This window comes from Ruegeria sp. N11, from assembly GCF_056531525.1.
In genome coordinates, this window is sequence record NZ_JBQFLX010000012.1 from 54,475 (window position 1) to 80,989 (window position 26,515).

At 60.1% G+C, this 26,515-nt stretch carries 31 protein-coding genes; 13 read left to right on the forward strand and 18 right to left on the reverse strand.

Translation table 11 applies throughout. The features are described from left to right. Window positions 1–113: 113 nt before the first annotated feature. Together ACR0J8_RS13960 and ACR0J8_RS13965 are read left to right on the forward strand one after the other, a co-directional pair. Window positions 114–2,141, forward strand: a complete 2,028-nt coding sequence (locus tag ACR0J8_RS13960; protein ID WP_480522959.1) for a 2,4-dienoyl-CoA reductase FMN-binding domain-containing protein — start codon at window positions 114–116, stop codon at window positions 2,139–2,141. 122 nt (window positions 2,142–2,263) lie between these two features. Continuing rightward, window positions 2,264–2,890, forward strand: coding sequence for a dioxygenase family protein (locus ACR0J8_RS13965; RefSeq protein WP_480890744.1), 627 nt, complete (start codon window positions 2,264–2,266; stop codon window positions 2,888–2,890). Between the two features lie 92 nt (window positions 2,891–2,982). Here ACR0J8_RS13965 and ACR0J8_RS13970 read toward each other — a convergent pair whose 3' ends face one another. After that, a complete protein-coding gene (locus ACR0J8_RS13970) occupies window positions 2,983–3,423 on the reverse strand; it encodes a DUF4399 domain-containing protein (RefSeq protein WP_480890747.1) in 441 nt (146 codons plus the stop codon). 229 nt (window positions 3,424–3,652) lie between these two features. Here ACR0J8_RS13970 and ACR0J8_RS13975 point away from each other — a divergent pair, with 229 nt between their 5' ends. Continuing rightward, window positions 3,653–4,558, forward strand: coding sequence for a LysR family transcriptional regulator (locus ACR0J8_RS13975; protein ID WP_170679902.1), 906 nt, complete (start codon window positions 3,653–3,655; stop codon window positions 4,556–4,558). Window positions 4,559–4,641: 83 nt separating this feature from the next. Here the strand turns inward: ACR0J8_RS13975 and ACR0J8_RS13980 are convergent, their stop codons facing one another. From ACR0J8_RS13980 to ACR0J8_RS13995, 4 genes are read right to left on the reverse strand one after another with little or no spacing between them, the layout of a single operon-like run. Then, window positions 4,642–5,544 carry an OmpA family protein gene (locus tag ACR0J8_RS13980; protein WP_480890750.1) on the reverse strand — a complete coding sequence of 301 codons (903 nt, stop codon included), beginning with the start codon at window positions 5,542–5,544 and terminating at the stop codon, window positions 4,642–4,644. Then, window positions 5,541–6,113: a peroxidase-related enzyme gene (locus ACR0J8_RS13985; RefSeq protein ID WP_480491089.1), complete on the reverse strand. Its 573-nt coding sequence runs from the start codon at window positions 6,111–6,113 to the stop codon at window positions 5,541–5,543. The genes ACR0J8_RS13980 and ACR0J8_RS13985 overlap by 4 nt, the downstream gene beginning before the upstream one ends. 14 nt (window positions 6,114–6,127) lie before the next feature. Next, entirely contained in the window at window positions 6,128–6,838 is a 711-nt protein-coding gene (locus ACR0J8_RS13990) for a GNAT family N-acetyltransferase (protein ID WP_480890753.1), read from the reverse strand. Continuing rightward, window positions 6,835–7,557 (reverse strand): competence/damage-inducible protein A, encoded by a 723-nt coding sequence (locus ACR0J8_RS13995; RefSeq protein ID WP_480890755.1) that lies wholly within the window; start codon window positions 7,555–7,557, stop codon window positions 6,835–6,837. Before ACR0J8_RS13995 ends, ACR0J8_RS13990 begins: the two co-directional genes overlap by 4 nt. Window positions 7,558–7,606: 49 nt before the next feature. On the opposite strand from ACR0J8_RS13995, the gene sfsA reads away from it, so the two are divergent. Next, a complete protein-coding gene (sfsA, locus tag ACR0J8_RS14000; protein WP_480522966.1) occupies window positions 7,607–8,308 on the forward strand; it encodes a DNA/RNA nuclease SfsA in 702 nt (233 codons plus the stop codon). Window positions 8,309–8,431: 123 nt separating this feature from the next. On the opposite strand, the gene ACR0J8_RS14005 is transcribed toward sfsA, so the two are convergent. Beyond that, window positions 8,432–10,108 (reverse strand): tetratricopeptide repeat-containing sulfotransferase family protein, encoded by a 1,677-nt coding sequence (locus ACR0J8_RS14005; protein WP_480522967.1) that lies wholly within the window; start codon window positions 10,106–10,108, stop codon window positions 8,432–8,434. 177 nt (window positions 10,109–10,285) lie between these two features. Between ACR0J8_RS14005 and map the strand changes: the two genes are divergently transcribed. Then, entirely contained in the window at window positions 10,286–11,098 is an 813-nt protein-coding gene (gene map / locus ACR0J8_RS14010) for a type I methionyl aminopeptidase (RefSeq protein ID WP_170613008.1), read from the forward strand. Here map and ACR0J8_RS14015 read toward each other — a convergent pair. From ACR0J8_RS14015 to ACR0J8_RS14030, 4 genes are all read right to left on the reverse strand, one after another. After that, window positions 11,086–11,265 carry a hypothetical protein gene (locus ACR0J8_RS14015; protein WP_170613006.1) on the reverse strand — a complete coding sequence of 60 codons (180 nt, stop codon included), beginning with the start codon at window positions 11,263–11,265 and terminating at the stop codon, window positions 11,086–11,088. The two genes, map and ACR0J8_RS14015, sit on opposite strands and share 13 nt — an antisense overlap. Before the next feature lie 24 nt (window positions 11,266–11,289). Then, the gene (locus tag ACR0J8_RS14020; protein WP_480522968.1) at window positions 11,290–11,925 is read right to left on the reverse strand and encodes an HAD family hydrolase; all 636 of its coding nucleotides are present in this window, start codon (window positions 11,923–11,925) and stop codon (window positions 11,290–11,292) included. A gap of 76 nt (window positions 11,926–12,001) precedes the next feature. After that, window positions 12,002–12,562 (reverse strand): 16S rRNA (guanine(966)-N(2))-methyltransferase RsmD, encoded by a 561-nt coding sequence (gene rsmD / locus ACR0J8_RS14025; RefSeq protein ID WP_480522969.1) that lies wholly within the window; start codon window positions 12,560–12,562, stop codon window positions 12,002–12,004. Continuing rightward, window positions 12,559–13,770, reverse strand: a complete 1,212-nt coding sequence (locus ACR0J8_RS14030) for an NAD(P)/FAD-dependent oxidoreductase (RefSeq protein ID WP_170824946.1) — start codon at window positions 13,768–13,770, stop codon at window positions 12,559–12,561. Before ACR0J8_RS14030 ends, rsmD begins: the two co-directional genes overlap by 4 nt. A 99-nt stretch (window positions 13,771–13,869) precedes the next feature. On the opposite strand from ACR0J8_RS14030, the gene ACR0J8_RS14035 reads away from it, so the two are divergent. The 4 genes from ACR0J8_RS14035 to ACR0J8_RS14050 all read left to right on the forward strand — a co-directional run bounded on the left by ACR0J8_RS14035 (window position 13,870) and on the right by ACR0J8_RS14050 (window position 15,430). Continuing rightward, window positions 13,870–14,355: a peroxiredoxin family protein gene (locus ACR0J8_RS14035; RefSeq protein WP_170612998.1), complete on the forward strand. Its 486-nt coding sequence runs from the start codon at window positions 13,870–13,872 to the stop codon at window positions 14,353–14,355. A gap of 105 nt (window positions 14,356–14,460) precedes the next feature. Further along, window positions 14,461–14,706, forward strand: a complete 246-nt coding sequence (locus ACR0J8_RS14040; protein WP_170612996.1) for a glycine zipper 2TM domain-containing protein — start codon at window positions 14,461–14,463, stop codon at window positions 14,704–14,706. An 11-nt stretch (window positions 14,707–14,717) separates the two neighbouring features. Next, the gene (locus ACR0J8_RS14045; protein WP_321249801.1) at window positions 14,718–15,065 is read left to right on the forward strand and encodes a hypothetical protein; all 348 of its coding nucleotides are present in this window, start codon (window positions 14,718–14,720) and stop codon (window positions 15,063–15,065) included. A gap of 53 nt (window positions 15,066–15,118) precedes the next feature. Next, window positions 15,119–15,430, forward strand: a complete 312-nt coding sequence (locus tag ACR0J8_RS14050; protein ID WP_170807028.1) for a hypothetical protein — start codon at window positions 15,119–15,121, stop codon at window positions 15,428–15,430. Here ACR0J8_RS14050 and ACR0J8_RS14055 read toward each other — a convergent pair. Genes ACR0J8_RS14055 through ACR0J8_RS14070 form a run of 4 tightly spaced genes read right to left on the reverse strand, consistent with a single transcriptional unit; the run spans window position 15,427 to window position 18,170 of the window. Next, the gene (locus tag ACR0J8_RS14055; protein WP_170612990.1) at window positions 15,427–15,720 is read right to left on the reverse strand and encodes a 4a-hydroxytetrahydrobiopterin dehydratase; all 294 of its coding nucleotides are present in this window, start codon (window positions 15,718–15,720) and stop codon (window positions 15,427–15,429) included. The genes ACR0J8_RS14050 and ACR0J8_RS14055 overlap by 4 nt on opposite strands. Further along, the gene (locus ACR0J8_RS14060) at window positions 15,717–16,904 is read right to left on the reverse strand and encodes a GNAT family N-acetyltransferase (RefSeq protein WP_480522971.1); all 1,188 of its coding nucleotides are present in this window, start codon (window positions 16,902–16,904) and stop codon (window positions 15,717–15,719) included. The genes ACR0J8_RS14055 and ACR0J8_RS14060 overlap by 4 nt, the downstream gene beginning before the upstream one ends. A gap of 46 nt (window positions 16,905–16,950) precedes the next feature. Continuing rightward, window positions 16,951–17,718: a glycerophosphodiester phosphodiesterase family protein gene (locus ACR0J8_RS14065; protein WP_480522972.1), complete on the reverse strand. Its 768-nt coding sequence runs from the start codon at window positions 17,716–17,718 to the stop codon at window positions 16,951–16,953. Beyond that, window positions 17,715–18,170 carry a RidA family protein gene (locus ACR0J8_RS14070; protein ID WP_170612984.1) on the reverse strand — a complete coding sequence of 152 codons (456 nt, stop codon included), beginning with the start codon at window positions 18,168–18,170 and terminating at the stop codon, window positions 17,715–17,717. The genes ACR0J8_RS14065 and ACR0J8_RS14070 overlap by 4 nt, the downstream gene beginning before the upstream one ends. A 294-nt stretch (window positions 18,171–18,464) precedes the next feature. On the opposite strand from ACR0J8_RS14070, the gene ACR0J8_RS14075 reads away from it, so the two are divergent. Together ACR0J8_RS14075 and ACR0J8_RS14080 are read left to right on the forward strand one after the other, a co-directional pair. Further along, the gene (locus tag ACR0J8_RS14075) at window positions 18,465–19,280 is read left to right on the forward strand and encodes an MlaA family lipoprotein (protein WP_480522973.1); all 816 of its coding nucleotides are present in this window, start codon (window positions 18,465–18,467) and stop codon (window positions 19,278–19,280) included. Then, window positions 19,270–19,878: an MlaC/ttg2D family ABC transporter substrate-binding protein gene (locus tag ACR0J8_RS14080; protein ID WP_170612982.1), complete on the forward strand. Its 609-nt coding sequence runs from the start codon at window positions 19,270–19,272 to the stop codon at window positions 19,876–19,878. The genes ACR0J8_RS14075 and ACR0J8_RS14080 overlap by 11 nt, the downstream gene beginning before the upstream one ends. 58 nt (window positions 19,879–19,936) lie before the next feature. On the opposite strand, the gene ACR0J8_RS14085 is transcribed toward ACR0J8_RS14080, so the two are convergent. Genes ACR0J8_RS14085 through ACR0J8_RS14100 form a run of 4 tightly spaced genes read right to left on the reverse strand, consistent with a single transcriptional unit; the run spans window position 19,937 to window position 24,104 of the window. Then, window positions 19,937–21,034: an ABC transporter ATP-binding protein gene (locus ACR0J8_RS14085; RefSeq protein WP_480522974.1), complete on the reverse strand. Its 1,098-nt coding sequence runs from the start codon at window positions 21,032–21,034 to the stop codon at window positions 19,937–19,939. 3 nt (window positions 21,035–21,037) lie between these two features. Next, window positions 21,038–21,937: a carbohydrate ABC transporter permease gene (locus ACR0J8_RS14090; RefSeq protein WP_170444061.1), complete on the reverse strand. Its 900-nt coding sequence runs from the start codon at window positions 21,935–21,937 to the stop codon at window positions 21,038–21,040. Continuing rightward, entirely contained in the window at window positions 21,930–22,802 is an 873-nt protein-coding gene (locus tag ACR0J8_RS14095) for a carbohydrate ABC transporter permease (RefSeq protein WP_480522975.1), read from the reverse strand. Before ACR0J8_RS14095 ends, ACR0J8_RS14090 begins: the two co-directional genes overlap by 8 nt. A 57-nt stretch (window positions 22,803–22,859) precedes the next feature. Beyond that, the gene (locus ACR0J8_RS14100) at window positions 22,860–24,104 is read right to left on the reverse strand and encodes an ABC transporter substrate-binding protein (protein WP_480522976.1); all 1,245 of its coding nucleotides are present in this window, start codon (window positions 24,102–24,104) and stop codon (window positions 22,860–22,862) included. Between the two features lie 218 nt (window positions 24,105–24,322). Between ACR0J8_RS14100 and ACR0J8_RS14105 the strand changes: the two genes are divergently transcribed. Together ACR0J8_RS14105 and ACR0J8_RS14110 are read left to right on the forward strand one after the other, a co-directional pair. Beyond that, window positions 24,323–25,060 (forward strand): response regulator transcription factor, encoded by a 738-nt coding sequence (locus ACR0J8_RS14105; RefSeq protein WP_480522977.1) that lies wholly within the window; start codon window positions 24,323–24,325, stop codon window positions 25,058–25,060. Then, the gene (locus tag ACR0J8_RS14110; RefSeq protein ID WP_480890768.1) at window positions 25,057–26,508 is read left to right on the forward strand and encodes a sensor histidine kinase; all 1,452 of its coding nucleotides are present in this window, start codon (window positions 25,057–25,059) and stop codon (window positions 26,506–26,508) included. The genes ACR0J8_RS14105 and ACR0J8_RS14110 overlap by 4 nt, the downstream gene beginning before the upstream one ends. Window positions 26,509–26,515: the final 7 nt, after the last annotated feature.

Here is a 26,515-nt window from a genome sequence, read left to right on the forward strand (position 1 = left end):
AGCGTCTGTAACAAGCGGCACGGCGAAGGCAAAGAGTATGACGTTAGGTTTCACGTGACAATGTTGACGCGAACGTCAATCTATCAGCCGAGTTTACGAGGGAGAGTTCCGCCATGACTGCGTACCCAAACATGCTGGCCCCGCTGGATCTGGGCTTTACCACGCTGAAAAACCGCGTGTTAATGGGGTCGATGCACACGGGGCTTGAGGAAACCGGCGACTGGAACCGGGTGGCCGAATTCTATGCCGACCGGGCGCGGGGCGGCGTGGCGTTGATGGTGACAGGCGGAATTGGCCCGAACCTTGAGGGATCGGTGCTGCCCGGGGCGGCGATGATGACCAACGAGACAGAAGTGGCGAACCATTCCATCGTGACCCAGCGCGTGCGCGACGCGGGCGGCAAGATCGCCATGCAAATCCTGCATGCGGGCCGTTATGCCTATGGCCCCAAATGCGTGGCCCCCAGCCCGGTCAAATCCCCGATCTCGCCGTTTCCCCCGCATGAGCTGGATGAAGAGGGTATCGAGAAGCAGATCAGCGACATCGTGACTGCCGCCGTTCTGGCGCAGAAAGCGGGCTATGACGGGGTCGAGATCATGGGGTCCGAGGGGTATTTCCTCAACCAGTTTCTTGTGACGCACACGAACAAGCGCACCGACCGCTGGGGCGGTTCCTACGAAAACCGGATGCGCCTGCCGATCGAGGTTGTGCGCCGCACGCGCGAGGCAGTGGGCGCCGAATTCATCATCATCTATCGCCTGTCCATGATCGATCTGATCCCCAACGGCTCGACCCATGACGAAGTTGTACAACTGGCGCAGGAGATCGAAAAGGCGGGGGCTACGATCCTGAATACCGGAATCGGCTGGCACGAAGCGCGAATTCCGACGATTGCCACCAGCGTCCCACGCGCAGCTTTTGCGTGGGTGACCAAAAAGCTGATGGGCAAGGTGTCGATCCCGGTGATCACCTCGAACCGGATCAACACACCCGAAGTGGCCGAAGAAGTTCTGTCGACCGGTTGCGCCGACATGGTATCCTTGGCGCGGCCAATGCTGGCGGATGCGGATTTCGTGGACAAGGCCATCGCTGGCGACGGCGCAAAGATCGCGCCCTGTATCGCCTGCAATCAGGCCTGTCTGGATCATACATTCAGCGGCAAGCTGACCACCTGCCTAGTCAACCCGCGTGCCTGCAATGAAACTGAGCTGGTGATTTCCCAGGCGGAGGCGCCAAAAACCGTTGCCATTGTTGGCGCAGGGCCTGCCGGACTGTCCACCGCGATGACCGCCGCCCAGCGTGGTCACGACGTGACGCTGTTCGACCGCGCCGCCGAAATCGGCGGCCAGCTGAACATGGCAAAGCAGGTTCCGGGGAAAGAAGAATTCTGGGGCCTCGTCGACTGGTACCGCACCATGATGAGCGATCTTGGCGTGAAGCTGGAACTGAACCGCGAGGTGGAGGCAGAGGACCTGACCGGATATGACGAAGTGGTGATTGCCACCGGCGTCACCCCGCGCGATCCGCAGATTCCGGGGCAGGATCGGGTCAATGTCCTCAGCTATGTCGACGTATTGCGCAACAAGGCCAAGGTCGGGAAGTCCGTGGCCGTGATCGGCGCGGGCGGCATCGGGTTCGACGTGTCTGAGTATCTGGTCGAAGAGGGCCACAGCCCGACCACTGACCTGCCCGCTTGGATGAAGGAATGGGGTGTTACTGACCCGGCCAAGCACCGCTCGGGCCTTGCGCCGGAAGGGCCGCAACCCGAAGCGCCAAAACGTCAGGTCACGCTGCTGCAGCGCAAAAAACAGGCGCATGGCAAAGGTTTGGGCAAAACTACCGGCTGGATTCATCGAACGACACTGAAAATGAAGGACGTCAATTTCGTGGGCGGCGTGAACTATGAGCGCATCGATGATGAGGGCCTGCATGTCAGCTTTGGCGAAGAACGCGCCGACCCGACGGTGATTGCAGCGGACACGATCGTTCTGTGTTCCGGTCAGGTGTCCGAGCGTAGTCTGGCGGATGCGCTGATCGAACGCGGGATTACGCCACATGTCATCGGCGGCGCGGATGTGGCCGCCGAACTGGACGCCAAACGGGCAATCAATCAGGGCACGCGGCTGGCTGCGGCGTTCTAAGGAGACGACCCTTCGTTCGGCCTTTGTGGAAATTGGCCGCACACAGGTTTCGGTCTATATCTTAGGTTCTGTGCCCGTCTGCCGGGGCGCGGACCTGACCGGGTGCAACTGTGGAGAAGGCCATGGCAACGGGCGAAGACAATCGGCGCGGGTTTCTCACCGGCGCGGTCACTTTTTTCGGGGCGATCTGGGTTGCAGGGCGCACCGCTGCCGCGCAACTGACGCCGAATGCGGCAGAGGGTCCGTTCTACCCTACGGAACCGATGCGCGTCGCCGATGCGGATAACGATCTGGTCAAAGTCGTCGGTCTGGTTCGGGAAGCCGGAGGTGAGGTGATCACCCTAAAAGGACGGATCTCAGACAAGGCCGGGCGTCCCCGGGCAGGATACCGGATCGAGATTTGGCAATGCGACGTGAATGGAAAATACATTCACCCCGGCGACAGGCGGACTGTGCAATACGACCGGGGGTTTCAGGGCTTTGGACACGACATCACGGACGCGCAGGGTCGCTATAGTTTCCGGACAATCAAGCCAGGCAGCTATCCGGGCCGGACGCCGCATATCCATGTCAAGGTTTTAGAAAGAGACCGCGAGGTTCTGACCACGCAGTTCTACGAGGCGGGAAACCCCGGCAATAAGCGGGATTCGCTCTATCGGCGTATGTCCCCGGCCGAGGCCCGCAACGTTTCGATGACATATGTCGAGGTCTCGGGCGGGATAGAAACGACAGTCAACATAGTTGTCTGACAGGCAACGTTGTCAGCATTGCATGGCTCTGCGCGCCAAAAATTTGCCCGCCGTGGTTAACGGTGACTACCGCAAAGTTCGGGGTAAGGCGGTTACTCCACCGTAATCGTAATCACCTCGGACACAATCGGGGTCGCATGCGGTACGTGGCCCGCATCGCCCAAAACCAGTTGCAGCGTGTGTTCGCCCGGCGCAAGGTCCAGTGTTACCTGGGTCTGGCCGCCACCGAAATGCAGGTGATTGTCGTCAGCGGGCAGGCCATAGGACAGCTCGTCCGCTCCGTCCTCGCCCTCACCCAATGGCGGGCGGTCGATCAGCAGGTGGTGATGGCCGGTGTTTTCCTTTTCCGTCCCCGCAGGGGCAACCCCCATGCCGCTGAGGCCAAACACCACCGTGACCGGCGACTGGACGGTGTCACCATCTGCGAGATTGACAAAATAGACCCGGGCGTCGGGGTTTGACGGCGTCTCACCCTGGGCCAGCGCAAGCGAAGCGGACAGGCAAAGCGCGGCAACACCAAAAAATGTTTTCATGATTCCCTCCCTGGACACAAATTTGCCATTCTCAACATAGCACGATTGGGCAATTGCCCCCTGATTTGCTGACAATGCACGTCCTGTAGCGTGCATGGAAACCACTGTTTCAGCGTTTCCCATGTGCAAACGATCCGAATCAAATCCCAGATATTATCCCATGTCTGCCCCGTTTCCGCCCAAGTTCAGGGCCATGGTCAGGCAAAGAACCAAGACCTGGGGTACGCGAATGGACCGATTGACCGAAATGGAAGCCTTTTCCAATGTAGTGGATCAGGGCGGCTTTACAGATGCGGCCAAAAAGATGGGCATCTCCAAATCGGCTGTCTCCAAGCATGTATCGAGCCTTGAGGCACGATTGGGTGCTAGACTGCTGAACCGGACAACGCGCCGCGTTTCGCCCACCGAGATCGGGCTGGCTTATTACGACCGCGCCCGCCGGGTGCTGAATGACGCAGGCGAAGCGGACGCGTTGGTGACATCGATGCAGTCCGCCCCGTCGGGTCTGCTGCGGATCAGCGTGGCCACGGATTTTGGCGTGAATCACCTGTCGCCTGTGTTGTCCGGCTTTTTGTCGGCCTATCCCGACATCACCGTGAACATGGTGCTGAACAACCGGTACGTGGAGCTGATCTCAGAGGGGTTCGACGTCGCAGTGCGAATCGGAGAGCTGGAAGACAGCACGCTGCGCGCGCGCAAGCTGACCGAAACCGTCAAACGGATGGTTGCGGCCCCCAGCTATATCGAGAAATACGGACGCCCGCAGAAGATTGACGATCTGAACGAACACAAGTTGCTGCATTATTCCAGCCAGTCATCAGGCAATGTCTGGAAACTGACTGCACCTTCGGGCGAAAAGCGGCAGGTTCGCACCGCCGGATGGCTGAGCGTCAATGACGGGCAATCCCTGCTGAACGCCGCCATCTCAGGGTTGGGTATCGCCTATCTGCCCAGCTATCTTTATGCCGACGCGATGAAGTCCGGAGCGGTACAGGACGCGATGCCGTCCCTGCCGGATGAAGTACAGGGCGTCTATGCCGTCTACCCGCCCGGCCGCTTCACGCAGCCCAAGGTAAGGGCATTCATTGATTTTCTGGCTGATTCATTCAGCGACAAGGGTCCGATGGACTGGTAAATTCTCCCCGTGGAAACTGAACGGCCCGCACGCCTTTTGTGCGGGCCTTTTTTTGTCGCAGCCTAGGCAGGTCTGTTTGACACCTAATTGATCAGCAAAACCGCCTCGACCCGGCGATTTAGATCGCGGCCTTCCGGCGTTGCATTCGAGGTGATTGGTGCCAGATATCCAACCCCTTCCGCCTCGATCCGGTCCGGCGCGACGCCATGTGCCTCGATCAGGCGGGTACGGACCGACTGGGCGCGTTTTGTGCTGACCGAGATATTGGCTTGCAGGTCGCCGGTGTCATCGGTGTTGCCCACAAGCGCCAGGCGCAGGTCGGGATTGTCGCCCAGAAACCCCGCCAGCAGCGCCAACGAGGCAAACGGACCCTCACCCAAGGCAACTTCCCCTGTGTTGAAATGCAGGTCGTCCAGAATGACATGCCCATTCTGCTGCAAGTCCGCCAGCAGGCCACCTTCGGTTTCGACGGTTTCCTCGACCACGACCGGGGGCGGCGCGGTTTCCGCCACTGGTGTAACACGGATCATCTGCACGTACCCGTCGGGCGGATTGCGGCTGACCAGCAGGCTCAGCACTTCCTGATCGCGCGAGGCGGACAGAAAACGATAATCCTGAATGGCGACATACATGTCGGGTGTCGGAACCACTTCGATGCCAAAGCGGAAATCGAAACCGCCACAGGCGCGGGCCTCACATTCGAACCCAATATCAAATCCCTGCGCGACGAGCTGATCCCTGAGCGGGGCCAGAATCTGCAACGTCGTGCTGGATCCGGCCTGAAGCTTCCAGGTAAAGCGTTCGACCCGCCCCTCGACCTCGCGTGTCGGGACTGCGCCATCGGCGAACGGACCGGTCGGCAGCGCGTAACTGTCCAGCGGGCTGGTACGGTCGCTGATCTGACGGGCACCGGTAGGCATCGTCAGGTCCTGCGCCGCTGCCGGAGCGGCCAGCATCAACAGGCAAAGGGCAACGCGGCGGGTCATCTGAACTGGGAGTGGTATTCGTCGTTCGGGACCATACCCGTGGCGCTGGCCACCCGGTTCGACATGTTGAAAAAGCCGGTCACGTTGGCGATGTCCCAGATATCACGATCCGAGAAACCAACGTCACGCAGCCGCTGGCGGTCGGTTTCCTCGATCTCAGCGCTGGCTGTCGTCATTCTGGCGGCGAAATCCAGCATCGCACGCTGCTTGTCGTCCAACGGCGCCACGCGGTAGTTCATCACCAGCATCTCGCCCAACTGCGGGTTGCCGGACAATTGCCGGACGGCTGCGCCATGGGCCACAAGGCAGTAGAAACACTTGTTGATGGACGAGACCACAACCGCGATCATCTCGCGTTCCAGCTTGGTCAGCCCGCTGTCGGCCAGCATCAGATCGTTGTACATCGCGGTGAACGCGTTCAGCTTGTCGATATCAAACGCATTGGCCTTCAGCACGTTTGGCACCATGCCCAGCTTTTCGACGCAGATGTCGAAATACTTCTGTGTCTCGGGCGGCAGCGGGTCGACCATGGGCAGGTTCAGCGCTGTGGGCATGTCTTGATCGGGCACGGCTGTCTTTCTCCTCAGGCCAGCTGGCGGTAGTGATACTCTCCGGCGATCTCCATCCCAAGCGAGTGATAGAGACGATTGGCGCCGGTATTTGCCTTGGTGCAGATCACGCTAAAGGTATGGGCGCCGTTGTCCAGCGCCCAAAAGGCCGCGGCGCGCATGGCCCATTGTCCCAGACCCTGTCGGCGATGAGCGGGCAGGATTTCCAAAGCATGCATCATGGCAACCCCTTCATGTACAGCCACGAATCCAACTCCCGCCGGTTGGTCCTTGCGCCGCAGAAGCAGGCCGGTCTTCGGGCCATCCGCCCGATCCATGACGGCCAGACGCTGCGGCCCGATACTGGCCGTCGCCCAAATCTCGCACATGATCGCAAGCGGTTTCCAGATGGTAAACACGGTCACGCGCGGCACCGGCACGTCCGTCAAATGCCCGACCGGGCAGGCGTAGATGTTGACCGGATCAAGCACCGTGTAGCCGCGTCCGGCAAGCTGGGCATCCAGCGCGTCGTCCCCCGGAAGCAGACAGAAGAGGCGTTTCTGCCCGAGTGCCAGAATGGCTTTCTCGGCCGCATCAATATCGGCTTCGGTCGCGGAAGAGGTCGCACTGGCAGCGGACACCCGAGAGCCGCCCCCCTGCCCTTGCCGCAGCCGGAACGGCCCGATTGTTTCGTACGCGGCGGCTGGCCATGTGCCGTCCACCACGGCCTCCCAGTTGACGCTCAAAGCTGAAGCTCTTTCGCCAGGCGGGTGGTTGCGGCGTCGATGCGGGCACCGTCGGTGCCGCGCACAACGACGTTGGCACCAAAGACCCCGTTGATCTGGAACGGGTAGCAGCCGATGGTCAGATCGGAGAACTCCTCGGCCAGCGACGCCAAGGTTTGCGCGATGTCCCCTTCACCGCGGTCGATGCGCAGGGTCTGCGACAGCAACGGGCTGCCGCCGGTCAGCGTGGGCAGAACACTGGCCACCATGGCCTGAAAGACGGAGGGCACCCCAGCCATCACATGCACGTTTTCGATGGTGAAACCGGGCGCCGTCGAAACCGGGTTTTCGATCAGTGCGGCACCGTCCGGAACGCGCGCCATGCGCAGACGGGCAGCGTTCAGGTCCAGCCCCGACTTGTCGTAATGCGCCTCGAGCAGGGCACGTGCGTCGGCGCGAATATCAATTGGGGTTTCAAACGCGCGGGCGATGCAATCGGCGGTGATATCGTCATGGGTCGGGCCGATACCACCGCTGGTGAAGACATGATCGTGCGCATCGGACAGCGCCCTGACCGCCGCCTCGATGGCCGGTGCCTCATCTGAAACGATGCGGACCTCTTTCAGGTCGATGCCGTGCTTGGTCAGCTCCTGAGCAAGATAGTGCATATTGGCGTCGCGGGTGCGGCCGGACAGGATTTCATCCCCGATCACCAGCATTGCGGCGGTTGGATTGGCCATGTGCGCTCCCCTCTTGATCGACCGTTTGGGCAGGTATAGGCCGTGAGACATGCGATTTGAAACCCCTCTTGTCCCCGCCCGCCTGATCCGCCGATACAAACGCTTCTTGGCCGACTGCACGCTTGAGGACGGGCGCGAGGTTACAGCCCATTGCGCCAACCCAGGCTCGATGATGGGGCTGGCCGAACCGGGTGAGCAAATCTGGCTGGAGCCCAATGACGATCCGAAGAAAAAGCTGAAATACGGCTGGCGGCTGGTCGATCACGAAAACGGACATTTCACCGGGGTCGATACATCGGTTCCGAATAAAGCCCTGCGCGCAGCACTGAACGCCGGTGAAATCCGGGAACTGGCGGCATATGAAACCATCCGAGCCGAGGTGAAATACGGCCAGAACAGCCGCATCGATTTCCTTCTGACCGGGCCTGGCCTGCCGGACGCCTATGTCGAGGTCAAAAGTGTCACCCTGTCCCGCAAGCCCAGTCTGGCCGAGTTCCCAGACAGCGTAACCGCGCGCGGCACCAAACATCTGGGCGAGCTGGCGGCGATGGCCACACAAGGACACCGCGCCATTATGCTTTATCTGGTGCAGCGCACCGATTGCGACCGGTTTGCGCTGGCCGACGATATTGACCCCGCCTATGCGGCAGCCTTCGAGGCCGCGCAGGCGCAGGGCGTCGAGCGGCTGGTTTACGGAACGCGGATTTCGCCGGAAGGTGTTTGGGTAAACCTGGCATCCATTCGCACATAAGGACGCCTTGCACGGCGCAGGCGTTTCGTTTCAACCCAGATTTGGATCACCACAAAGATACCGACGGGTTACCTGCGTTTCCTGACACGGTGGAGTTCATAGGTCTCCTTGAATTTGGGCCTCTTACTTCACGGCGTCTTGAGCCTCTTCGTGCACATCCGGCCAAAGCTCCGCATCCAGTCGCTTCACAAATGGCGCCAAGTGATCCGCCACCTCGCGCCAACGACCGACCGACGACGTGCTGACGGGCCGGCGGACCTGAAGGCTGCTGGCGGTTTTGACCGCGTCCGATGAGGATTGCGGCGTCAGCATGCTTTCTTCGAACGACAGGTCGCAAACTTGGGCAAGCTCTGCTGCGGCGTCCTGCAGATTGTTGACCAGATACTCGTACCGGATGTCGTGAATACGGCCCGGCAGTTCCTTGTGCCAGTGCTGCATGTAGCGGCGGTAACGGTTGGCCTCGGCCGCCATCCATTTGAAGTCATGGGTGAAATACATCCCCTGCGCACCGAAATTCTCGCGCCACATCGACAGGGCGACGTCCCTTGGATCGCGCTGGACGTTCAGGATCAGCGCATTGGGAAAGGCCTGTGCAATCGCGCCGAGATAGGCGTAGTTGCCCGGCATCTTGTCCACAAAGGCTGTGGCGTCCCGGTTCAACTCGGGCAGGCGCTCGACATAGTAATCCGCCAGTGGTTGCGCCTGTGAATGCAGGCTTTCCTCTTTCATCACCCAGAACTGAACGGTGGCAAGCTCTCCCAGCCCCTGTACCTGTGAATGTGCCGACAGGATACGCTCGACCAGAGTTGTGCCCGATCTGGCAAGGCCGACAACGAAGATCGGGCGTGGAATGTCGGTTCGCGGGTCCGAAGATTCCTTCGGCAAAGGCGCAGCAAGACGGTCGCGGCATTCCTTCTCGCGGCTCTCCTCCAGACTTTCCAAACCGTCGCGCCGCAGTTTGTGCGCCTCGTCCAGATGATGCATTTCCTGCGCCAGGTCCTTGTCCAGACGCGCAAGGCTTGCGGCAGCGAAGTGAATCAGCGAGGCACTTTCACGGTTGGCGATCGGCCCCTCGCCGAAGAATTTTGAGACCTGAGCCCGCAAGGCAGGCAGATCGTCCTGCTTCAGGCCCGGCAGCTTGCAAATGAACTCCAGTGTTTCCGGATGACCGGGCGCCAAGGCAAGCGCGAGACCTGCGTGTTTCAGGGCTTCGTCCAGCCGACCGACCCCGGCCAGAGCCTTGGACAGGCGCAATTGCCCGTACTGAAATTTGGGATGCTGTTTGACAAGCGCCGTCAGGAGCCCGACCGCATCGTCCCAGCGGCGCAATTCGTCCAGAATATCGGCTTTCAGGCATTGCGCCTCGAGATTGCCGGGCTGGCGCTTCAGCACCAGATCAACGGCTTCCAACGCCTTTTGTTCCTTCTGCTCTCGCAGAAACGCCATCGCGCGAATGAACTGCTGGGGTGGCGTCAGGGGTGCGCGCGCGCCGATTTTGTCAATGAACGCCAGCGCCTTGCCAGCGTCGCCACCCTGAACAAGGCTCATGCCGTAATTCTGGATCAAATCCGCGTTTCCGGGTTCCAGCCGCCATGCCCGTTCGAAATAAGTCTGGGCCAGAGGGAACTTGCCCTGCTGGATCGCACACAGACCGGCAAGTCTTGGCAATGCCGACACGTTCGGCCATTTCTTGGCGGCCTTGGTTGCCCGTTTGAAAGCCCGATCGGCCCGGCCTTTCCTGAGCAGATCGCTGATGCTGGCGATTTCGGCCCTCAGCTGATCAGCTTTTTGCATTGCCATGCCTTTCTGTCATTTGCACAAACCCGGCGGCTTGCCATGTGCTATTTCATTCTGCCCGCGGGGTCTACCAGAGATAAGGCAACCCTCCGACTGCAGGTGCTACCCTGCACCCTCTGGTACTTTCTGCACAAGCAGCGTAAAAGGAATGCTGCGCGACATATTTGGAGCTTAGCGTCGATGAAAGAGCATCGTGGCCGTCTGACCAAGGACGGCATCCGCATTTATGAACAGGGTGACTTTGCCGGGATGCATGCGGCAGGGGCGCTGGCGGCGCGGATTCTCGACGACATTGCCGACCATGTTTTTCCGGGCCAGACGACGGGCGCGATTGACGGTCTCATCACGCAGATGGTCGAAGATGCGGGCGCGACTTCGGCCACTATCGGTTACAAGGGCTATCAGCACGCAAGCTGCATCAGCGTGAACCACGTGGTCTGCCACGGCATCCCCGGCGACAAAAAGCTGAAAGACGGCGATATCCTCAATGTCGACGTCACCGTCATTGTTGATGGCTGGTTCGGCGACACGTCTCGCATGTATGTTGCGGGCAAACTGCCGCGCAAGGCGGAACGGCTGATCCAGGTAACCCATGACGCATTGTTCAAGGGCATCGAAATGGTCAAGCCCGGCAATACGTTCGGCGATATCGGCCATGCCATTCAGACCTATGTCGAGGCCCATCGGATGAGTGTTGTCCGCGATTTCTGCGGCCACGGTCTGGGCCGGGTCTTCCATGCGCCGCCGAACGTTCTGCATTACGGTCGTCCGGGTACCGGAGCCAAACTGGAAGAGGGGATGTTCTTTACCATCGAGCCGATGGTGAACCTGGGCCGCCCCGAGACAAAGACCCTGGCCGATGACTGGACCGCCGTGACCCGCGACAAGTCTCTGTCGGCGCAATTCGAGCATTCGGTAGGGGTGACCTCGGACGGGGTCGAGATCTTTACCCTGTCGCCGGGCGGAAAGTTCCACCCGACCTATTCTTCCTGATCGGCAGCCTGCTCGCGCAGCAGTTTCAGCAGCATCGTCTCGTCACCCCATGGGGTGATTGCGTCATGGATAAACACGGGCGCGCGACGCGGTTTTGGCGGCGGGCCGGTCGTTGTGTCGGTATCGGATGTGATCGTCCAGAACGGAGACGGTAAGGCGCGGTCCATATCAGGGATGGTAGCACGCCCGGCTCAAATTCCCAAAAGCCGCGGGGCGTCGGCCATGTCGTGAAACACCTCTGCCCCCAGTTGCGCCAGGGATGCCCCGTCGTCATGGGCGGCAAACCCCAGGCACCGCATTCCGGCACGAATGGCGGCAGTGACGCCATTCACACTGTCTTCGATCACCACCGGGGACATCGAACCGAAACGTTCTGCGGCGGCCAGAAACATATCCGGCTCGGGTTTGCCGGTTCCCAGCACATGGGCGGAATACATCACATCGCTGAACCGGTCCCACAATCCATTCTGGCCCAATGTGATCCGCATCTTGTACGGGCTTCCATTGGACGCGACACAGAACGGAATGCCCTTCTGATCCAAAAGCGTCAGCAGGCTTTGCACACCTGCCACCAACGGCACGCCCGCTCGCAGCTTTTCGTATGTTTCCGCATAAACCTGATCGGTCCAGTCCTCGGGCAGGTCCGCGCCCAAAGCCTGCGCTTTGTCCCGGACACCTGCCATGGTTCCACCCACGAACAGAGACATACAATCCGGCAGTGAAAGGCTCAGCCCGTATCGCGCCAGATTTTCCATCAAGACCCGGTTCGAGATGACCTCACTATCAACCAGAACTCCGTCGCAATCGAAAATGACCAGATCGTGCATACGGTCCTCCGCCTGTTTTCGGTTGAGCTAGCCGAGGATCGACCAGCCTGCAAACCTGTAATCCGCGCAGGTCGTTTCAATCCGAAAAGCCACGCTGCATCAATGAGATATGGGTGTCGCCGTATTTCCGTGCATCCAGCAGGCTGAACCCCTCAGGTATAACCATGGCAGAGTTTTCTTCCCAGACCAGAACCGCGTGGTCGCTGATCCAGCCGCCGGTCAGGGCAGCGGCGATTGCCTTCTGGCCCAGCGCCTTGCCGTAGGGCGGATCCAGAAAGATCAGATCACAGGGTGCGCCGGGGTTTTCCTCCAACCGGGTCGCATCGCGGCGGATCAGGTTGGTGCGGTCGACACTGCGGGTCAGGTCGATATTACGTCGGATCAGCCCCTGCGCCACGCGCCCGTCATCGACAAAGGTCACATGAGATGCACCGCGTGACAGCGCCTCGAGCCCCAATGCGCCTGTGCCCGCGAACAGGTCCAGCACCCGCAGACCGTCAAAATCGATCTTGTGGGCCAGAACGTTGAACAGGCTTTCGCGGACCCGGTCCGTGGTGGGGCGCAAATGCGCGCCTGCGTCCCCCTTGCCGACCGGGGCCAGCGCGCGGCCCCGGAAGTCTCCGGCGATGATCCTCACGCCTTGAGCAGCGGTTTCAAGTCCGCGTCGGGGTCGGCCACAGTCGCCGGATCCGCCGTCTTGCCCATTTCGATCAGGCGCTTGCCGACCATGTAGGCGCGCGGGTCGTTCATCGCATCAACAGCAATCAGCCGATCCCCGCTGTAATACCAGAACGAAACGGTCTGACCCTCGCCCTTGCGGGTCACAACGCGGTCATAACCGGTGTTCAGCCCCGCGATTTGCAGTTTCACATCGTACTGGTCTGACCAGAACCACGGCGTTGCAACATAGTCCTTTGCAGCCCCCAGCATGTTCTGGGCCACGATCTCGGCCTGATCGATGGCGTTGGGTACGCTTTCCAGGCGGATTCGGTCGCCCTTGTGCGGGAAGGACGCGCAGTCGCCCGCCGCCCAGATCGACGGGTCCGAGGTGCGGCCATGGGCGTCGGTTTTTATGCCGTTGTCCAGTTCCAGGCCTGCCATTTCAGCCAGTTGGGTCGAGGGGGCGATACCAACGCCGACCACCACGAAATCAACCGCAAGCTCGGTACCGTCGGTCAGTACCGCGCCGGTGACCTTGCCGTTGTCGCCAACCAGACGGTCCAGCCCGACGCCTTCGCGGATGTCGGCGCCATATTCACTGTGCAGGGCGCGGAAATAGTCGCTGGTCTCGCGGGCAGCGACCCGTTGCAGGATGCGGTCGGCCATCTCGACCAGCGTCACCTTGACCCCGCGCTTGGCGCAGACCGCCGCAGCCTCGAGGCCAATGTAACCGCCGCCCACGATCAACGCGCGTGCGCCGTCTGTCACACGGGGCTCCATCTCGTCGATATGGGCCAGATCACGCACCACGTGCACGCCGTCCAGATCCCCGCCTATGGATGCGGGCAGGCGGCGCGGGTCCGATCCGGTGGTCAGTGCCAGCTCGTCGTAAGGAATGACCTCATCGCCCAGGGTCACGGTTTTTGCCTTTGGGTCGATGGCGGTGACACGCTGGCCAAGACGCAGGGTGATATTGTTCTCGGCATAGAAGCTTTCGGGTCGCAGGAACAGGCGTTCCAGCTCCATCTCACCCAACAGGTAGGCTTTGGACAATGGCGGGCGCTGGTAGGGCAGATGCGGCTCGGCCCCGATCAGGGTAATGTCCCCCTCAAACCCGTCCTTGCGCAGTCTGGCAACAAGCGAAGATCCGGCCTGACCGGCACCAATCACGACAATATGGCTCATGTTCCTCCCACCCTGTCGAATTCCCGTGGTTAACTTGATCCGCTCACCTATATTGCGGCAGGGACCGACTCTGCAAATCCAAATGACAGGAGCGCTAAAATGATTTCAACAGGTGATATGCTGCCCGAAGCCACGCTGACCCAGATCGGTGCGGAAGGCCCGGAAGAGGTTCGGGTGTCGGACAAGACCAAAGGGCGCAAGGTGGTGATCTTTGCCGTGCCGGGCGCGTTCACGCCGACCTGCCATTCGGCGCATGTGCCCAGCTTCATGCGCACCAAGGATCAGTTCAGCGCCAAAGGCGTCGACGAGATTATTTGCATCTCGGTCAACGATCCGTTCGTGATGAAAGCATGGGGCGAGGCGACGGGCGCCTCGGATGCGGGCCTGACCATGCTGGCCGATGCTGCATCCGAGTTCACGAAAGCCATCGGAATGGATTTCGACGCCCCGCCCGCCGGTCTGATCGCACGATCGAAACGTTATGCGATGCTGGTCGAAGATGGCCGGGTCGTGGCACTGAACCTCGAAGAAAGCCCGGGCGCATGTGAAATTTCGGCCGGCGAAGGTCTGCTGGACGTCATCTGAAATTGGCTGGCCCCGGGGGCAAGCCGGGGCCGGTTAAAGTGCATTTTACTTGATGCAAAGCCCCGAAGTGCGAATACTTGGCACATATAACCGGGGAGTTTGTTTATGATGCTAAAGATTTTTCCTTTGATTTTAGGTGGCGCAGGCTTGTTGGCGGCCTGTGGACCGGCCCCCACACCGCAGCAGCAAGCCGCACGGCAGCATGAGATTGCGTGCCTCAGCGGGACCTTGGGTGGTGCGCTGATTGGCGGGGCCATCGGCAATCAGTTTGGCGGCGGGTCGGGCCAGACGATTCTGACGGCAGCCGGCGCGGCAGCCGGTGGCGTGTCCGGTCAACGTTACGCGTGCTGAGGAGAGGCGGAATGAAACGTGGTATTATAGTGATCATGGCCATGATGATGGCCGGTGCCGTTTCCGCAGAAAGCGTCGCCGAATTGCATGAGGGCGAGTTGAACGCAATCGACGGAAACAACGACGGCTTCCTGTCGCGGGACGAGTTCAACGCCTTTTCCGACTATGCCTTTCAGGCAATGGATGAGGACAAGAATGGCACCCTGGGTCAGGCCGAAGCGAAACCCTTTCTAAGTCTCGACATGTTCCGGAAAGTGGACCGCAACAACGATAGCCAGGTTTCTCGTGCCGAATATGACGCACAGATGAACGAAGATTTTCTGGCCGCCGACCAGGACGGCAATGGCCAGCTGGACTGAAACGGACCGGCCCCGGAACAACCGGGGCTGATCTGATGGGACGGGAGCCTTTGATGAACAAATGGATTGGCCTTGGGATTCTGAGCGTGATGGCGGCCTGTGACGTCCCGCAGGCCCCGGTGGTGACGGGTCCCGACGGGCAGGCGCGTATCCAGATCAACACCAATGGTCTGACCTGTTATCAGACACGTTGTCTCGATATTAACCCGGCGGCGCGCAGCGTCCGGTCGATCGGCAACAAGACAACCCGGATTCCCGGCGGCATCAATGTCAGCGATGGCACGGTTACTCCGGCTGAATTCGAACAGATGGGCGTAGCCGCGTCATTGGCGGGCGGTGTGGGCTCGGGCAGTGACCGGGGCTAGAGCAGACTGTCCATCTTGCGCGCCAGCTTGGCATCCAGCGCGGAAAGGCCGCCTACGTCATGGGTGGACAGGACCACTTCGACGGTGCGGTAGATATTCGACCATTCGGGGTGGTGGTTCCACTTTTCCGCAAAGATCGCCACCTGCGTCATCCAGCCAAAAGCGTGGACAAAATCCTCGAAGATAAAGGTTTTTGTGATTGCATCCCGGTCATCGACCATCGTCCAGCCGTTCCTGAACAACGGATCCAGTAGCGGGCCGCGTGTCTCGGTCGACAGTAGTTCGGTCATTGCTGTTCCTCCGGGTTCGATTTTCTGAACGGGCCATAGTCCGTCAGAATCTCAATCTCTTCTCCCACCGCGCGGGCTTCGGCGTCCAGATAATTCTGCACAGCGTCCGCAAATCCCGGATCGCCGATCCAGTGCAGACTGTGCGTACGCGTGGGCAAATAGCCGCGGGCCAGCTTATGCTCGCCCTGCGCGCCCGCCTCGACCCGTTTGAGGCCATGAGCGATGGCGAAGTCGATAGCTCTATAATAGCACAACTCGAAATGCAGACAGGGGTGATGCTCGACACAGCCCCAATAGCGTCCGAACAGCGTTTCACGCCCGATGAAGTTCAGCGCCCCGGCAACCGGATACCCATCGCGTTCAGCCAACACCAATGCCATGTCATCTGCCATGGTTTCCTGTGCAATATCAAAGAACTGGCGCGTCAGATAGGGTGCCCCCCATTTGCGCGAACCGGTATCCTGGTAAAAGCGCCAGAAAGCGTCCCAGTACTCGGGGTGCAGATCCGCGCCTGTCAGTGTGCGAATGTCTCCGCCGAAGCCGTTTGCCTGTGCCCGTTCTTTGCGGATGTTCTTGCGCTTGCGGGACGACAGCGCCCTCAGAAACGCATCGAAATCGGTGTAGTCATCGTTGAGCCAGTGAAACTGCTGCGAGGTCCGGTGCATCAGTCCCATCTGCTCACCTGCACGCGCCTCATCATCGGTACAAAAGGTTATGTGAATTGACGAGATCCGGTTGTCGGCTGCCAGCTGCACCGCGCCCTGAACCAGCGCCGACGTGCCGACACCTTCATAGCCGGGGCGCACCAGAAAACGGCGCCCGGTTGCCGGGGTAAAAGGTACTGCGATTTGCAGCTTCGGATAGTAGCGCCCGCGGGCATTCTCATAGGCATGGGCCCAGCTATGGTCGAAGATATACTCGCCCTGGCTGTGCGATTTGGCATACATCGGGGCGGCAGCAATCAGCATCCCGTCCAGATAAGCCGTCAGATATTGCGGCTGCCAGCCGGTACCGCGCCCGACCGAGCCGCTTTCTTCGAGCGCCAGCAGGAACCGGTGCGTGGTGAACGGGTCCAGCGGACGCCCACCATCATCAGTCTCGGGACAAGCGCAACTGTCCCACTCGACCGCAGGTATCTGCGAGAGCGACCCAAGAACCCGAACCTCAATCTGTGCCTGATCCATATCCCCTCCCGCGTCTGTTCTTTATCTGTGACGGCCCGGGGCGGGATCAACCCGGATGTGCCGCCAGATACCCCTCGAAGGTCACGTTGTCGGCAACCTTGCGCGCCTCGGCCTCCTGCCCGGGCGCACGAACGGTCCAGCACAGGATCGGCACGCCACGCGCCTTGAGTTCAGCCACGCGGGGGCGGGAAAGATCCTCGGCCTCGTGACTGATGAAAGCGGCACCGACCCGGTCGAAATCCGGGATTTCGCGCAAGTGGTCGCAAACCTTTTGCGGCAGAAGCTCCACCTTTGGATCGTAGGAACACGTAACCAGACCACGTGGCAGATGCGGGGCAAGCCGCGCCAGTTCCGCAACGCTGTTGGGGTTGAAGGACATCAGCGCCACGGGGCCTTCATACCCGCGCAGTGCCCGCACGGTGTCGCGTTCCAACGGTCCGATATCAGTGCCCATGGCACCGTCCTGATCCTTGAGCTCGATCAGCAGTGGTACCTTGCCCCCAATCAGCTCCAGCACTTCGTCCAGCGTGGGAATACCGTCATCGCCATGCAGCAGATGCATGGCCTTCGCCTGAGCGCAGGTGGTCTGGCGTATCGGGCCAGGCTGCCCGGTCAGCCGGGTCATGTCATAGTCGTGAAATACCATGGCCCGGTCATCGGCCGTCAGTTGCAGATCAACCTCGATGCCGTACCCGGCCGCGACAGCCGCGCAAATGGCCGCCCGGCTGTTTTCCGGGCGGTGATCCGCAATGTCGTGCAACGCCCGATGTGCAATCGGGGCTCGCAGGAACTCTGCTGGCAGAGATGGCGTCATTGGACTTCGAAAATGCCTTCGATCTCGACCGCGACACCCAGCGGCAGGGATGCCGCACTGACAGCCGAGCGCGAGTGGCGGCCGGCTTCGCCCAGCGCCTCGACCAGAAAATCGGACGCGCCGTTGATGACCTGCGGCTGGGCCGTGAAATCAGCGGTCGAGTTCACAAAGCCGGTCAGCTTGATAACGCGCACGAGTTTCTCGATATCGCCACCACAAGCCGCCTTGACTTGGGCCAGCAGGTTAATGGCGCACACCCTGGCTGCGGCTGCGCCTGCCTCGACATCCATGTCGTCACCCAGTTTGCCGGTGATCAGATCGTCGGCCTTGGAAATCTGACCCGAGACATAGACGATGTTGCCAACACGTACGAAGGGCACGTAGTTCGCGGCCGGTGCGGGTGCGTCGGGAAGGGCAACGCCCAGGCTTTCCAGTTTCGCTGCAATGCTCATGTGATGATCCTCACCTTGTTTGACTCGGGCGGACGCTAACCGCGAACACGCGGTTGGGAAAGCTGGAAACCGTCATTTTTCATCGCTGAACGGCCTTGGCGAAACTTTTCTTATTCTGAACTGTTGAACTTGAGTCACTTTACCTACTTCCTTTCGGCGGGTTAAACGCTATGTGTTTCAAAGTGATTGCGAAACACATATGTGACGGCGAATTGGGCCTTGAAGCGCTGAAAAAGGCCACATTGATTAAGTATCCGGTGTACCCGCAACGGATGTATTGGAGTAACGAAGACCGTGTCGAGTAAATTCAGCCTGAAACCTCTGATCCTGCTGTCTGTGTTTGCTGTCCTGAGCGCCTGCGCATCCCAACCGCAGGACGAAGCCGCACGCGGAGAAATCTTTGATCCGTATGAAAACGCCAACCGGGGTATCCACAAATTCAACCTTGGCGTTGACCGGTTTCTGTTTCGTCCCGCCTCGAAAGGCTACGTGAAGATCGTGCCCGACCCGATGGTTACAAGCTTCAACCATTTCGCCGAGAACCTGACCATGCCCGGTCAGGCCCTGGACTATCTTTTGCAGGGCAATATCAAACAGTCCGGCAATGCGCTGTTGCGGTTTCTGATCAATACGACAGTGGGCGGTGTGGGCCTGTCCGACCCGGCAAGCGAATTGAACCTGCCGCCAGTTGACACGGATTTCGGTGAAACCCTGCATGTCTGGGGGGTCGGTGAAGGCGCCTATGTCGAACTGCCCTTCTATGGTCCGTCGACCGCGCGGGACTCGGTCGGTGTGATCGTCAACCTGTTCTCGAACCCGATCAATTTCAGCCCGGTCCGCCCGGTGGACAACATCGGCGTCTATGCCGAAGTTGTGCGCCGGATGGGCGACCGGGGTCGGTTTGCAGACACGGTCGACTCGATCCTGTATGAAAGCGCCGACAGCTATGCCCAGGCGCGCACGATCTACCTGCAAAATCGCCGCTTTGAACTGGCCAGAGACGATGAGGACGCCTATCTGGGTCTTTATACCGACCCCTATGCCGAAACCGGAACCGACCCTGTCAGGGACCCCTATCTAGACCCTTACGAGGACCCCTATGCCGAATAACCCTCTGAACAGACGCGATTTTGTTGCCACCGGATTAGCAGGCCTTGCGCTTGCCCTAGTCCCCCTGCCCGCGCTTGCCCAGACCGAAGCCAGTGCCAAGGCTTTGGTTGTCAGCGTTGTTGACGACATCAATCGCGTGATCGCCTCGGGCAAATCCGAAAATGCCATGTTGCGCGATTTTGAAAAGATCTTCGTGCAATATGCCGATGTGCCGATCATGGCGCGTTATGTGCTGGGCGCCGACGGCCGCGCGGCCAGCCCAACGCAGCTGAAACAGTTCACCAAGGCGTTTCAGGGCTACATTTCCACCAAATACGGACGCCGGTTCCGCGAATTCATCGGCGGCGAAGTGACTGTTCGCGACGCGCGGAAAATCAAGGCTGGCTACGAGGTCAGAACCTCTGTCAAGCTAAAGGGATCCGCGCCGTTCGATGTAACCTTTCTGGTCTCGGACAAATCCGGGCGTGACCGGTTCTTCAATATGTTCATCGAAGGGGTGAACATGCTGCTGACCGAACGGACCGAAGTCGGAGCGATGCTGGATGCGCGTGGCGGCGACCTGAACAGGCTGATCAAAGACATGAACCGGCTCAGCTGATCCCATTCGAGAGATCAAAAAAGCGCCGCGCGAAACACTCGCGCGGCGCTTTTTCATTTCAGTTGAGGCGTTCGCCGGTCTCTTCGGCGAAATAAGACACTTTGCTCATGTCGAAGGCCAGGTTCAGCATCTGACCAGCCTGTGCGCTGGTTTCCGCATGCAGGCGCGCCGTGACCTGTTTGCCGCCCAGTTCCGAGACCACATAAGTGTCCGCGCCTGCCGGTTCGACCATATCGACCATGCACGCGGCCTCCTGTACGCCCGCTCCGGCACGAAAGCCTGCTTCGGCGATATCCTCGGGGCGCAGGCCAAGGATCACATCCGTTGGCAGGGACAAGTCGCGGGCATCGTTCAACACCAGCGTCTCGCCCGCTCCGCGCGAGATAGCGATCTGGGTGCCTGACCCAGTGTTCGATGCTTTGGCCGGGATCAGGTTCATCGCGGGCGAGCCCATGAAGTCAGCGACAAACAGGTTGGCCGGATTGTTGTAGATCTCGGCCGGGCTGCCGATCTGCTGCACGATGCCGCCTTTCAGAACGACGATCTTGGTGGCCAGCGTCATCGCCTCGATCTGATCATGGGTCACATAGACGATTGAGGCATCCAGCGTCTGGTGCAACTTCTTGATCTCGGTCCGCATCTCGACCCGCAGCTTGGCGTCAAGGTTGGACAGGGGTTCATCAAAGAGAAACAGCTTGGGATCGCGCACCAGCGCCCGCCCCATCGCCACACGCTGACGTTGGCCACCAGACAACTGGCTGGGACGACGGTTCAGCAACTGCTCGATTTGCAGCAGTGACGCGACATCTTTCAGTTTCGCGTCCTGCGTGGCCTGGTCGACGCCTCGCACCTTCATACCAAAGGTGATGTTTTTGGCGACAGTCATGGTCGGATACAGAGCGTATGATTGGAACACCATCGCGATGTCGCGATCCTTGGGGCTGACATGGGTCATGTCGTTGCCACCGATGGAAAGGGTGCCGCCCGAGATCGGCTCCAGACCTGCAATGCAGTTCAACAGGGTGGACTTGCCGCAGCCCGAGGGGCCGACCAGCACCAGGAAATCGCCCGGTTCGATCGAGATGTTGATGTCCTTCAGAATCTCGGTCGCACCGTAATTCTTATACAGGTTGTTGATATCGAGGATGGGAGCCATGGGTTATCCCTTCACGGAACCGGCGGTCAGGCCGCGGATGAAATACTTACCGGCAACGACATAGACGAGCAGCGTCGGCAGCCCCGCGATGATCGCGGCAGCCATGTCGACGTTGTACTCTTTGACGCCGGTGGTGGAGTTTACGATGTTGTTGAGCGCCACGGTCACGGGCTGCGTTCCCGCCTGGCTGAACGACACGCCGAACAGGAAGTCGTTCCAGATTTGGGTGAACTGCCAGATCACGGTCACCACGATGATGGGCAGCGACAGCGGCAGGAAGATCGACCAGAAGATCCGCAGGAACCCGGCACCGTCGACCCGAGCCGCTTTGGTCAGTTCGGACGGAATGGTGACATAGTAATTGCGGAAGAACAGCGTGGTGAAGCCCAGCCCGTAGATCACGTGCACAAAGATCAGGCCCGGAATGGTCCCGGCAATCCCCATCATGCCCAACAGGCGCGCCATCGGCAGCAGGACGACCTGAAACGGGATGAAGCAGCCAAACAGCATCAGCGAGAAGATGATATTCGCGCCTTTGAACCGCCATTGCGCCACGACATAGCCGTTCAGCGCGCCCAGCAGGGTCGAGATGGCCACTGCGGGCACCGCGATCAGGACCGAGTTCCAGAAATAGGGCCGCAGACCCTCGCACTGGATACCAGTGCAGGCGCCGGACCACGCGGTTTTCCAGGCCTCAAAACTGACCTCGCGCGGTAAGGAAATCAGGCTGCCCGTGCGAATTTCCTCAAGGCTTTTCAGCGATGTGGTCAACATCACGAAAAGCGGCATCAGGTAATAGAGCGCGAACAGGCCCAGCAGGACATAAAGCAGCCAACGCAGGGCAATCTTGCCGGTGGCACTTTGGGTGCGGGTTTGGGTTTGGGGCATCGACAGATCAGTCATTTTTCGCCCTCAGCTCTGAGTAAAGGTAGGGAACCACGATCGCAAAGACGACCAGCATCATGATCATCGCAGAGGAAGCCGCCTGACCGATATCGCCACGCGAAAACGCCATGGCGTACATGTAGGTTGCGGGCAGATCGGTCGCGTAGCCCGGACCGCCACCCGTCAGGGCGATGACAAGGTCAAAGCTCTTGATCGCAAGGTGCGCCAGCACGATGAAGGCGGACAGGAAGATCGGGGCCATCGAGGGGATGATAATCGCCGTATAGATGCGCCATGTGGGGATACCATCGACCTGCGCGGCCTTGATGATCTCACCATCCACCGAACGCAAACCGGCCAGGAACAGCGCCATGACAAAGCCCGAGCTCTGCCAGATCGCAGCAATGACGATGGTGTAGATGGCGTAATCCGGGTTCACCAGCCAGTCGAATTCGAAGTTCGGAAAGCCCCAGCCCTGCACCATCGCCTCGATACCCAGGCCCGGGTTGAGGATCCACTTCCACGCGGTACCGGTCACAATCATCGACAGCGCCATGGGGTACAGGTAGATCGTGCGAATGGCCCCTTCGACGCGGATCTTCTGATCCAGCAGAATAGCCAGCAACAGGCCCAGCATCATCGCGATCACGATGAACAGCGCGCCAAAGATATAAAGGTTGTTGATCGCCGTATCCCAACGGGGCGAGTCGAACAGGCGTTCGTATTGAATGAAGCCCTTGATCTCGTATTTTGGCAACAGTTTCGATCGGGTCAGCGACACCCACGCGGTCCATCCGATAAATCCGTAGACAAAGATCAATACGGCGATGAACGACGGTGTAAGCACCACCTTGGGCAGGTGGTTTTCCAGCCATTCGGACATTTTTTCCTCCGGGGAAAGATGCTCTGCCCCGCAGTATAGGGGGCAGAGCGTGTTGGATCAGTAGCTGTTTGCCACCGCGTCCGCCAGTTGCTGAACCGCGTCAGCCGAGGACATATCCGAGTTGAAATGCGCGGTCACAACGTCGGTGATCGCACCAGCCTGCGCACCGCGCAGAGCCATACCATGCGCGTAAGACGGCAGCAGAGAACCTCCTGCCGAGGTCGAGCCCATGTCTTCGGCCGAAATCTGCGCGCAGATGTCGAACGCATCCAGTGCAACATCCGTACGGGCCGGGATCGAGCCTTTGTTCAGGTTGAACACTTCCTGAAAGTTCGGCGCAACGATCAGCTTGGCCAGCAGTTCCTGACCGGCGCGCTTGTCGTCACCTTCCACGTCAAACATGGCAAAGCTGTCGACGTTGTACAGATAACCGTCGCCGGGGGTCGAGGCGCACAGGAAGTCCTCGCCGGGCTTCTTGCCAGCCGCCAGGAATTCGCCCTTGGCCCAGTCACCCATGATCTGAAACGCCGCTTCGCCGTTCATGACCATGGCGGTGGCCAGGTTCCAGTCACGGCCCGAAAAGTTTTCGTCCACGAACCCGCGCAGGGTGCGCATCTGGTCAAAGACCTGAACCATGGTATCCGAGGTCAGCGTTTCAGGGTCCAGATCAACAAAGGCCTTCTTATAGAATTCGGGTCCACCCAGACCCAAAGCAACCGCTTCGAACACGGTCGCGTCCTGCCAGGACTGACCACCATGGGCCAGCGGGATCACACCGGCGGCCTGCAGTTTCTCGGCTGCAGCGTTGAACTCTTCCCATGTCGTGGGCATTTCGATGCCGTTGGCAGCCAGCACGTCAGCGTTCGCCCAGATCCAGTCGATGCGGTGAACGTTCACAGGAGCGGCGCACCATGTACCTTCGCACATCATGTGACCGGCGATCGACGCGGGCAGGACATCCGCCCAGCCTTCGGCCTCGGCCACGTTCGAGATGTCAGCCAGAACGCCTTCTTCGTACCATTCCTGAATGGCCGGGCCTTTCAACTGAACTGCAGTCGGAGCGTTACCGGCCAGAACACGGGCCCGCAGCGCGGTCATTGCCGCATCACCACCGCCGCCGGCAACGGGCATGTCAGTCCAGGTACCGCCATTTGAGGCGAATTCTTCCTGCAGAACGGCGACCGATTTGGCCTCGCCGCCGGATGTCCACCAGTGCAGAACTTCGGCCTGCGGCTCGGCCGTAACCGAGGTGCCTGCGACCACAGCCAGAGTCGAAACTGCGGACAATGCAAAACGTTTCATAAAGGGATCCTCCCAGATACTTTTTTAGCCACCGGACCGGCGGCGATGCGCGATACTACGAATAGCGGATGGCCGTCTGGCAATGATTATCCGGGGTAAATCCCGGCAATGGTGGAATTTTTCCCACCATTTGTTACAGCCTGTTACGTTGGACTTGAATCTGTTGCCGTTCGTTACAATTGGCGAGCCGGACAGAAACCGTGACAGGGAGGAGAAGCGTGACCATTTCGCGCTTGTTGGTGGTGGATGACGACCCGGAAATGCGGTCGATGATGACCCAGTTTCTGCAACAGAACGGGTTCATCGCACTTCCCGCCAGTTCGGACATGGAAATCCGCACGCACATGTCCTCGGGGCGCATCGACCTTATTCTGCTCGATGTCATGCTGGGGGATGAGAACGGCGTGGACATCTGCGCCCGATTGCGGCGCGAACAGGATGTCCCGATCATATTCGTGTCCGCCTTGTCCGCAGATCATCAGCGCATGGCCGGGTACGAGGTGGGCGCGGACGACTATATCGCCAAGCCTTTCAACCCGCATCTGCTGCTGGCGCGGGTGCGGGCCGTGATGCAGCGGACTCGGCGCACGCCGTCTTTGGCCTATCGGCGCCGCACCCGGACCTTTCGCTTTGCAGGCTGGGTATATGACGGCAAACGGGACGAGGTTTTTTCGCCCGAGGGCTATCTGGTGCCCCTTTCTCAGCGCGAAAGCGCATTGCTCAAGGTGTTGCTGGCCAATCCGCATATCCCGCTGACCCGGGGCGAGATCGCCGCAGCGTTGGACGTCACCGGTGATGGCGACAAGAGCGAGGCACAGGGCCGCGCCATCGATATGCTGGTGGGACGTCTGCGTTCGAAGATCGAGGCCAATCCCAAAGAACCGCAAATGCTGCGGACCGAACGGGGGCTGGGATATGTCTTTGCCACGGATGTTTCGGTGGAAGAGGACGCATGAACAGGCCTGCGTTGCGTCTGCGCAGCCTGGGCTGGATCTGGACAATCGCCGCGTTTTCCGCCGGTTTGGTTTCAGCCGGACTGTGGTTTGCGTCTGCGCAGGCGTGGGAGGGCTTCCTGACGCGGGCGCAAGTTGCGGGCTTCGCGGTCTATGAGGACCTGCGTGTCGGCAAAACCCCGCCCTCCGGCATCACGATAACCCGATTGCCCGTGCCAAGCGCCGCCCTGGCCGAGGTCGGCCGGTTCGAACAACTGCCCGGCATGTCGGACCGCAGTTTTGTCACCAACCTGTCGATCTTCACCGACAGTTCCGCCCCGCTGAGCGGGCGCGAACTGACCCTGACCGTCATGTCTGACCGCCTGGTTTACCCCGTTTCGGACATTCTCTCGGGCAGTGATCAGACTGGGCCGGAAAAGATGGGCAGCCTGACCCGGCTGCTGGCGACCTATTGCAGCGAACCGGTTCTGATCGCCCGCTTTGGGCGCAGTGCGTGGCAGATGGTGGACGGAACCGACGTCTGGGGCTGCGGTGCCGCACCAGCTGATCTCCGGCTGCCTGCAATTCTGGTGGCCGTTGTTGCGTTGGCGATCCTTCTCACTTCGGTCGGGAATGTCAGCGACACATTTACCCGGTTCTCACACGCACTGCGCGACCGAAAGCGGCGCGGCGGGCCGAACAGCTACGATACCGAGGGTCCCGGCGAACTGCGCGAAATCGTCGAGGCCGTGAACGACCATCTTGATGCGGAACGGGCGCAGCTGGAAAAGCGCGCCATTGTCTTGTCTGGCGTCAGTCACGATCTGGGCACACCGGCTACGCGCGTTCGGTTGCGCGCCGCCCTGATCCCCGACCGCGACCTGCGCGAGAAACTCGAGGCTGACGTGGACCAGATGACCGGAATGATCGAAAGCGTCCTGACATTGACACGGTCCGAACTCAGTGTCGAGGAACCACGTCAGATCTCGCTGACGGCGCTGGTTGAATCCGTGGTGGCCGATTACCAGGACATGGACCGGCCCGTCACCCTGAAACAGGCCGCCCCGGTTCTGGTCGAAGGCGGGCGTTCGGTTTTCATGTCGCGCCGCGGCCATGGCTCGATGCCCGAAACGCGGCGCATTCTGGTTATCGGGCGGCCAATTTCGCTGAAACGCGCATTGACCAATCTGATCGACAATGCGCTGAAATACGGGCGGCAGGCCGAGGTCGAGCTTGCGACAGATGCGCAGACGGCCACCATCACGGTCGAGGACAAAGGCGCCGACCTGACCGCCGCGGATATCGAGGCACTGATGGCACCGTTCCGGCGCGGGTCGAATATCGGATCCTCTGACGGCTATGGCCTGGGCCTGACGATCGCCGCAACCATCGCCGAACAGCATGGTGGGACACTTAGCTTCGAGGCCGGAGAACAGGGATTGCGCGCCCGCCTGCACATCACACGTCAATAGTGGTTCA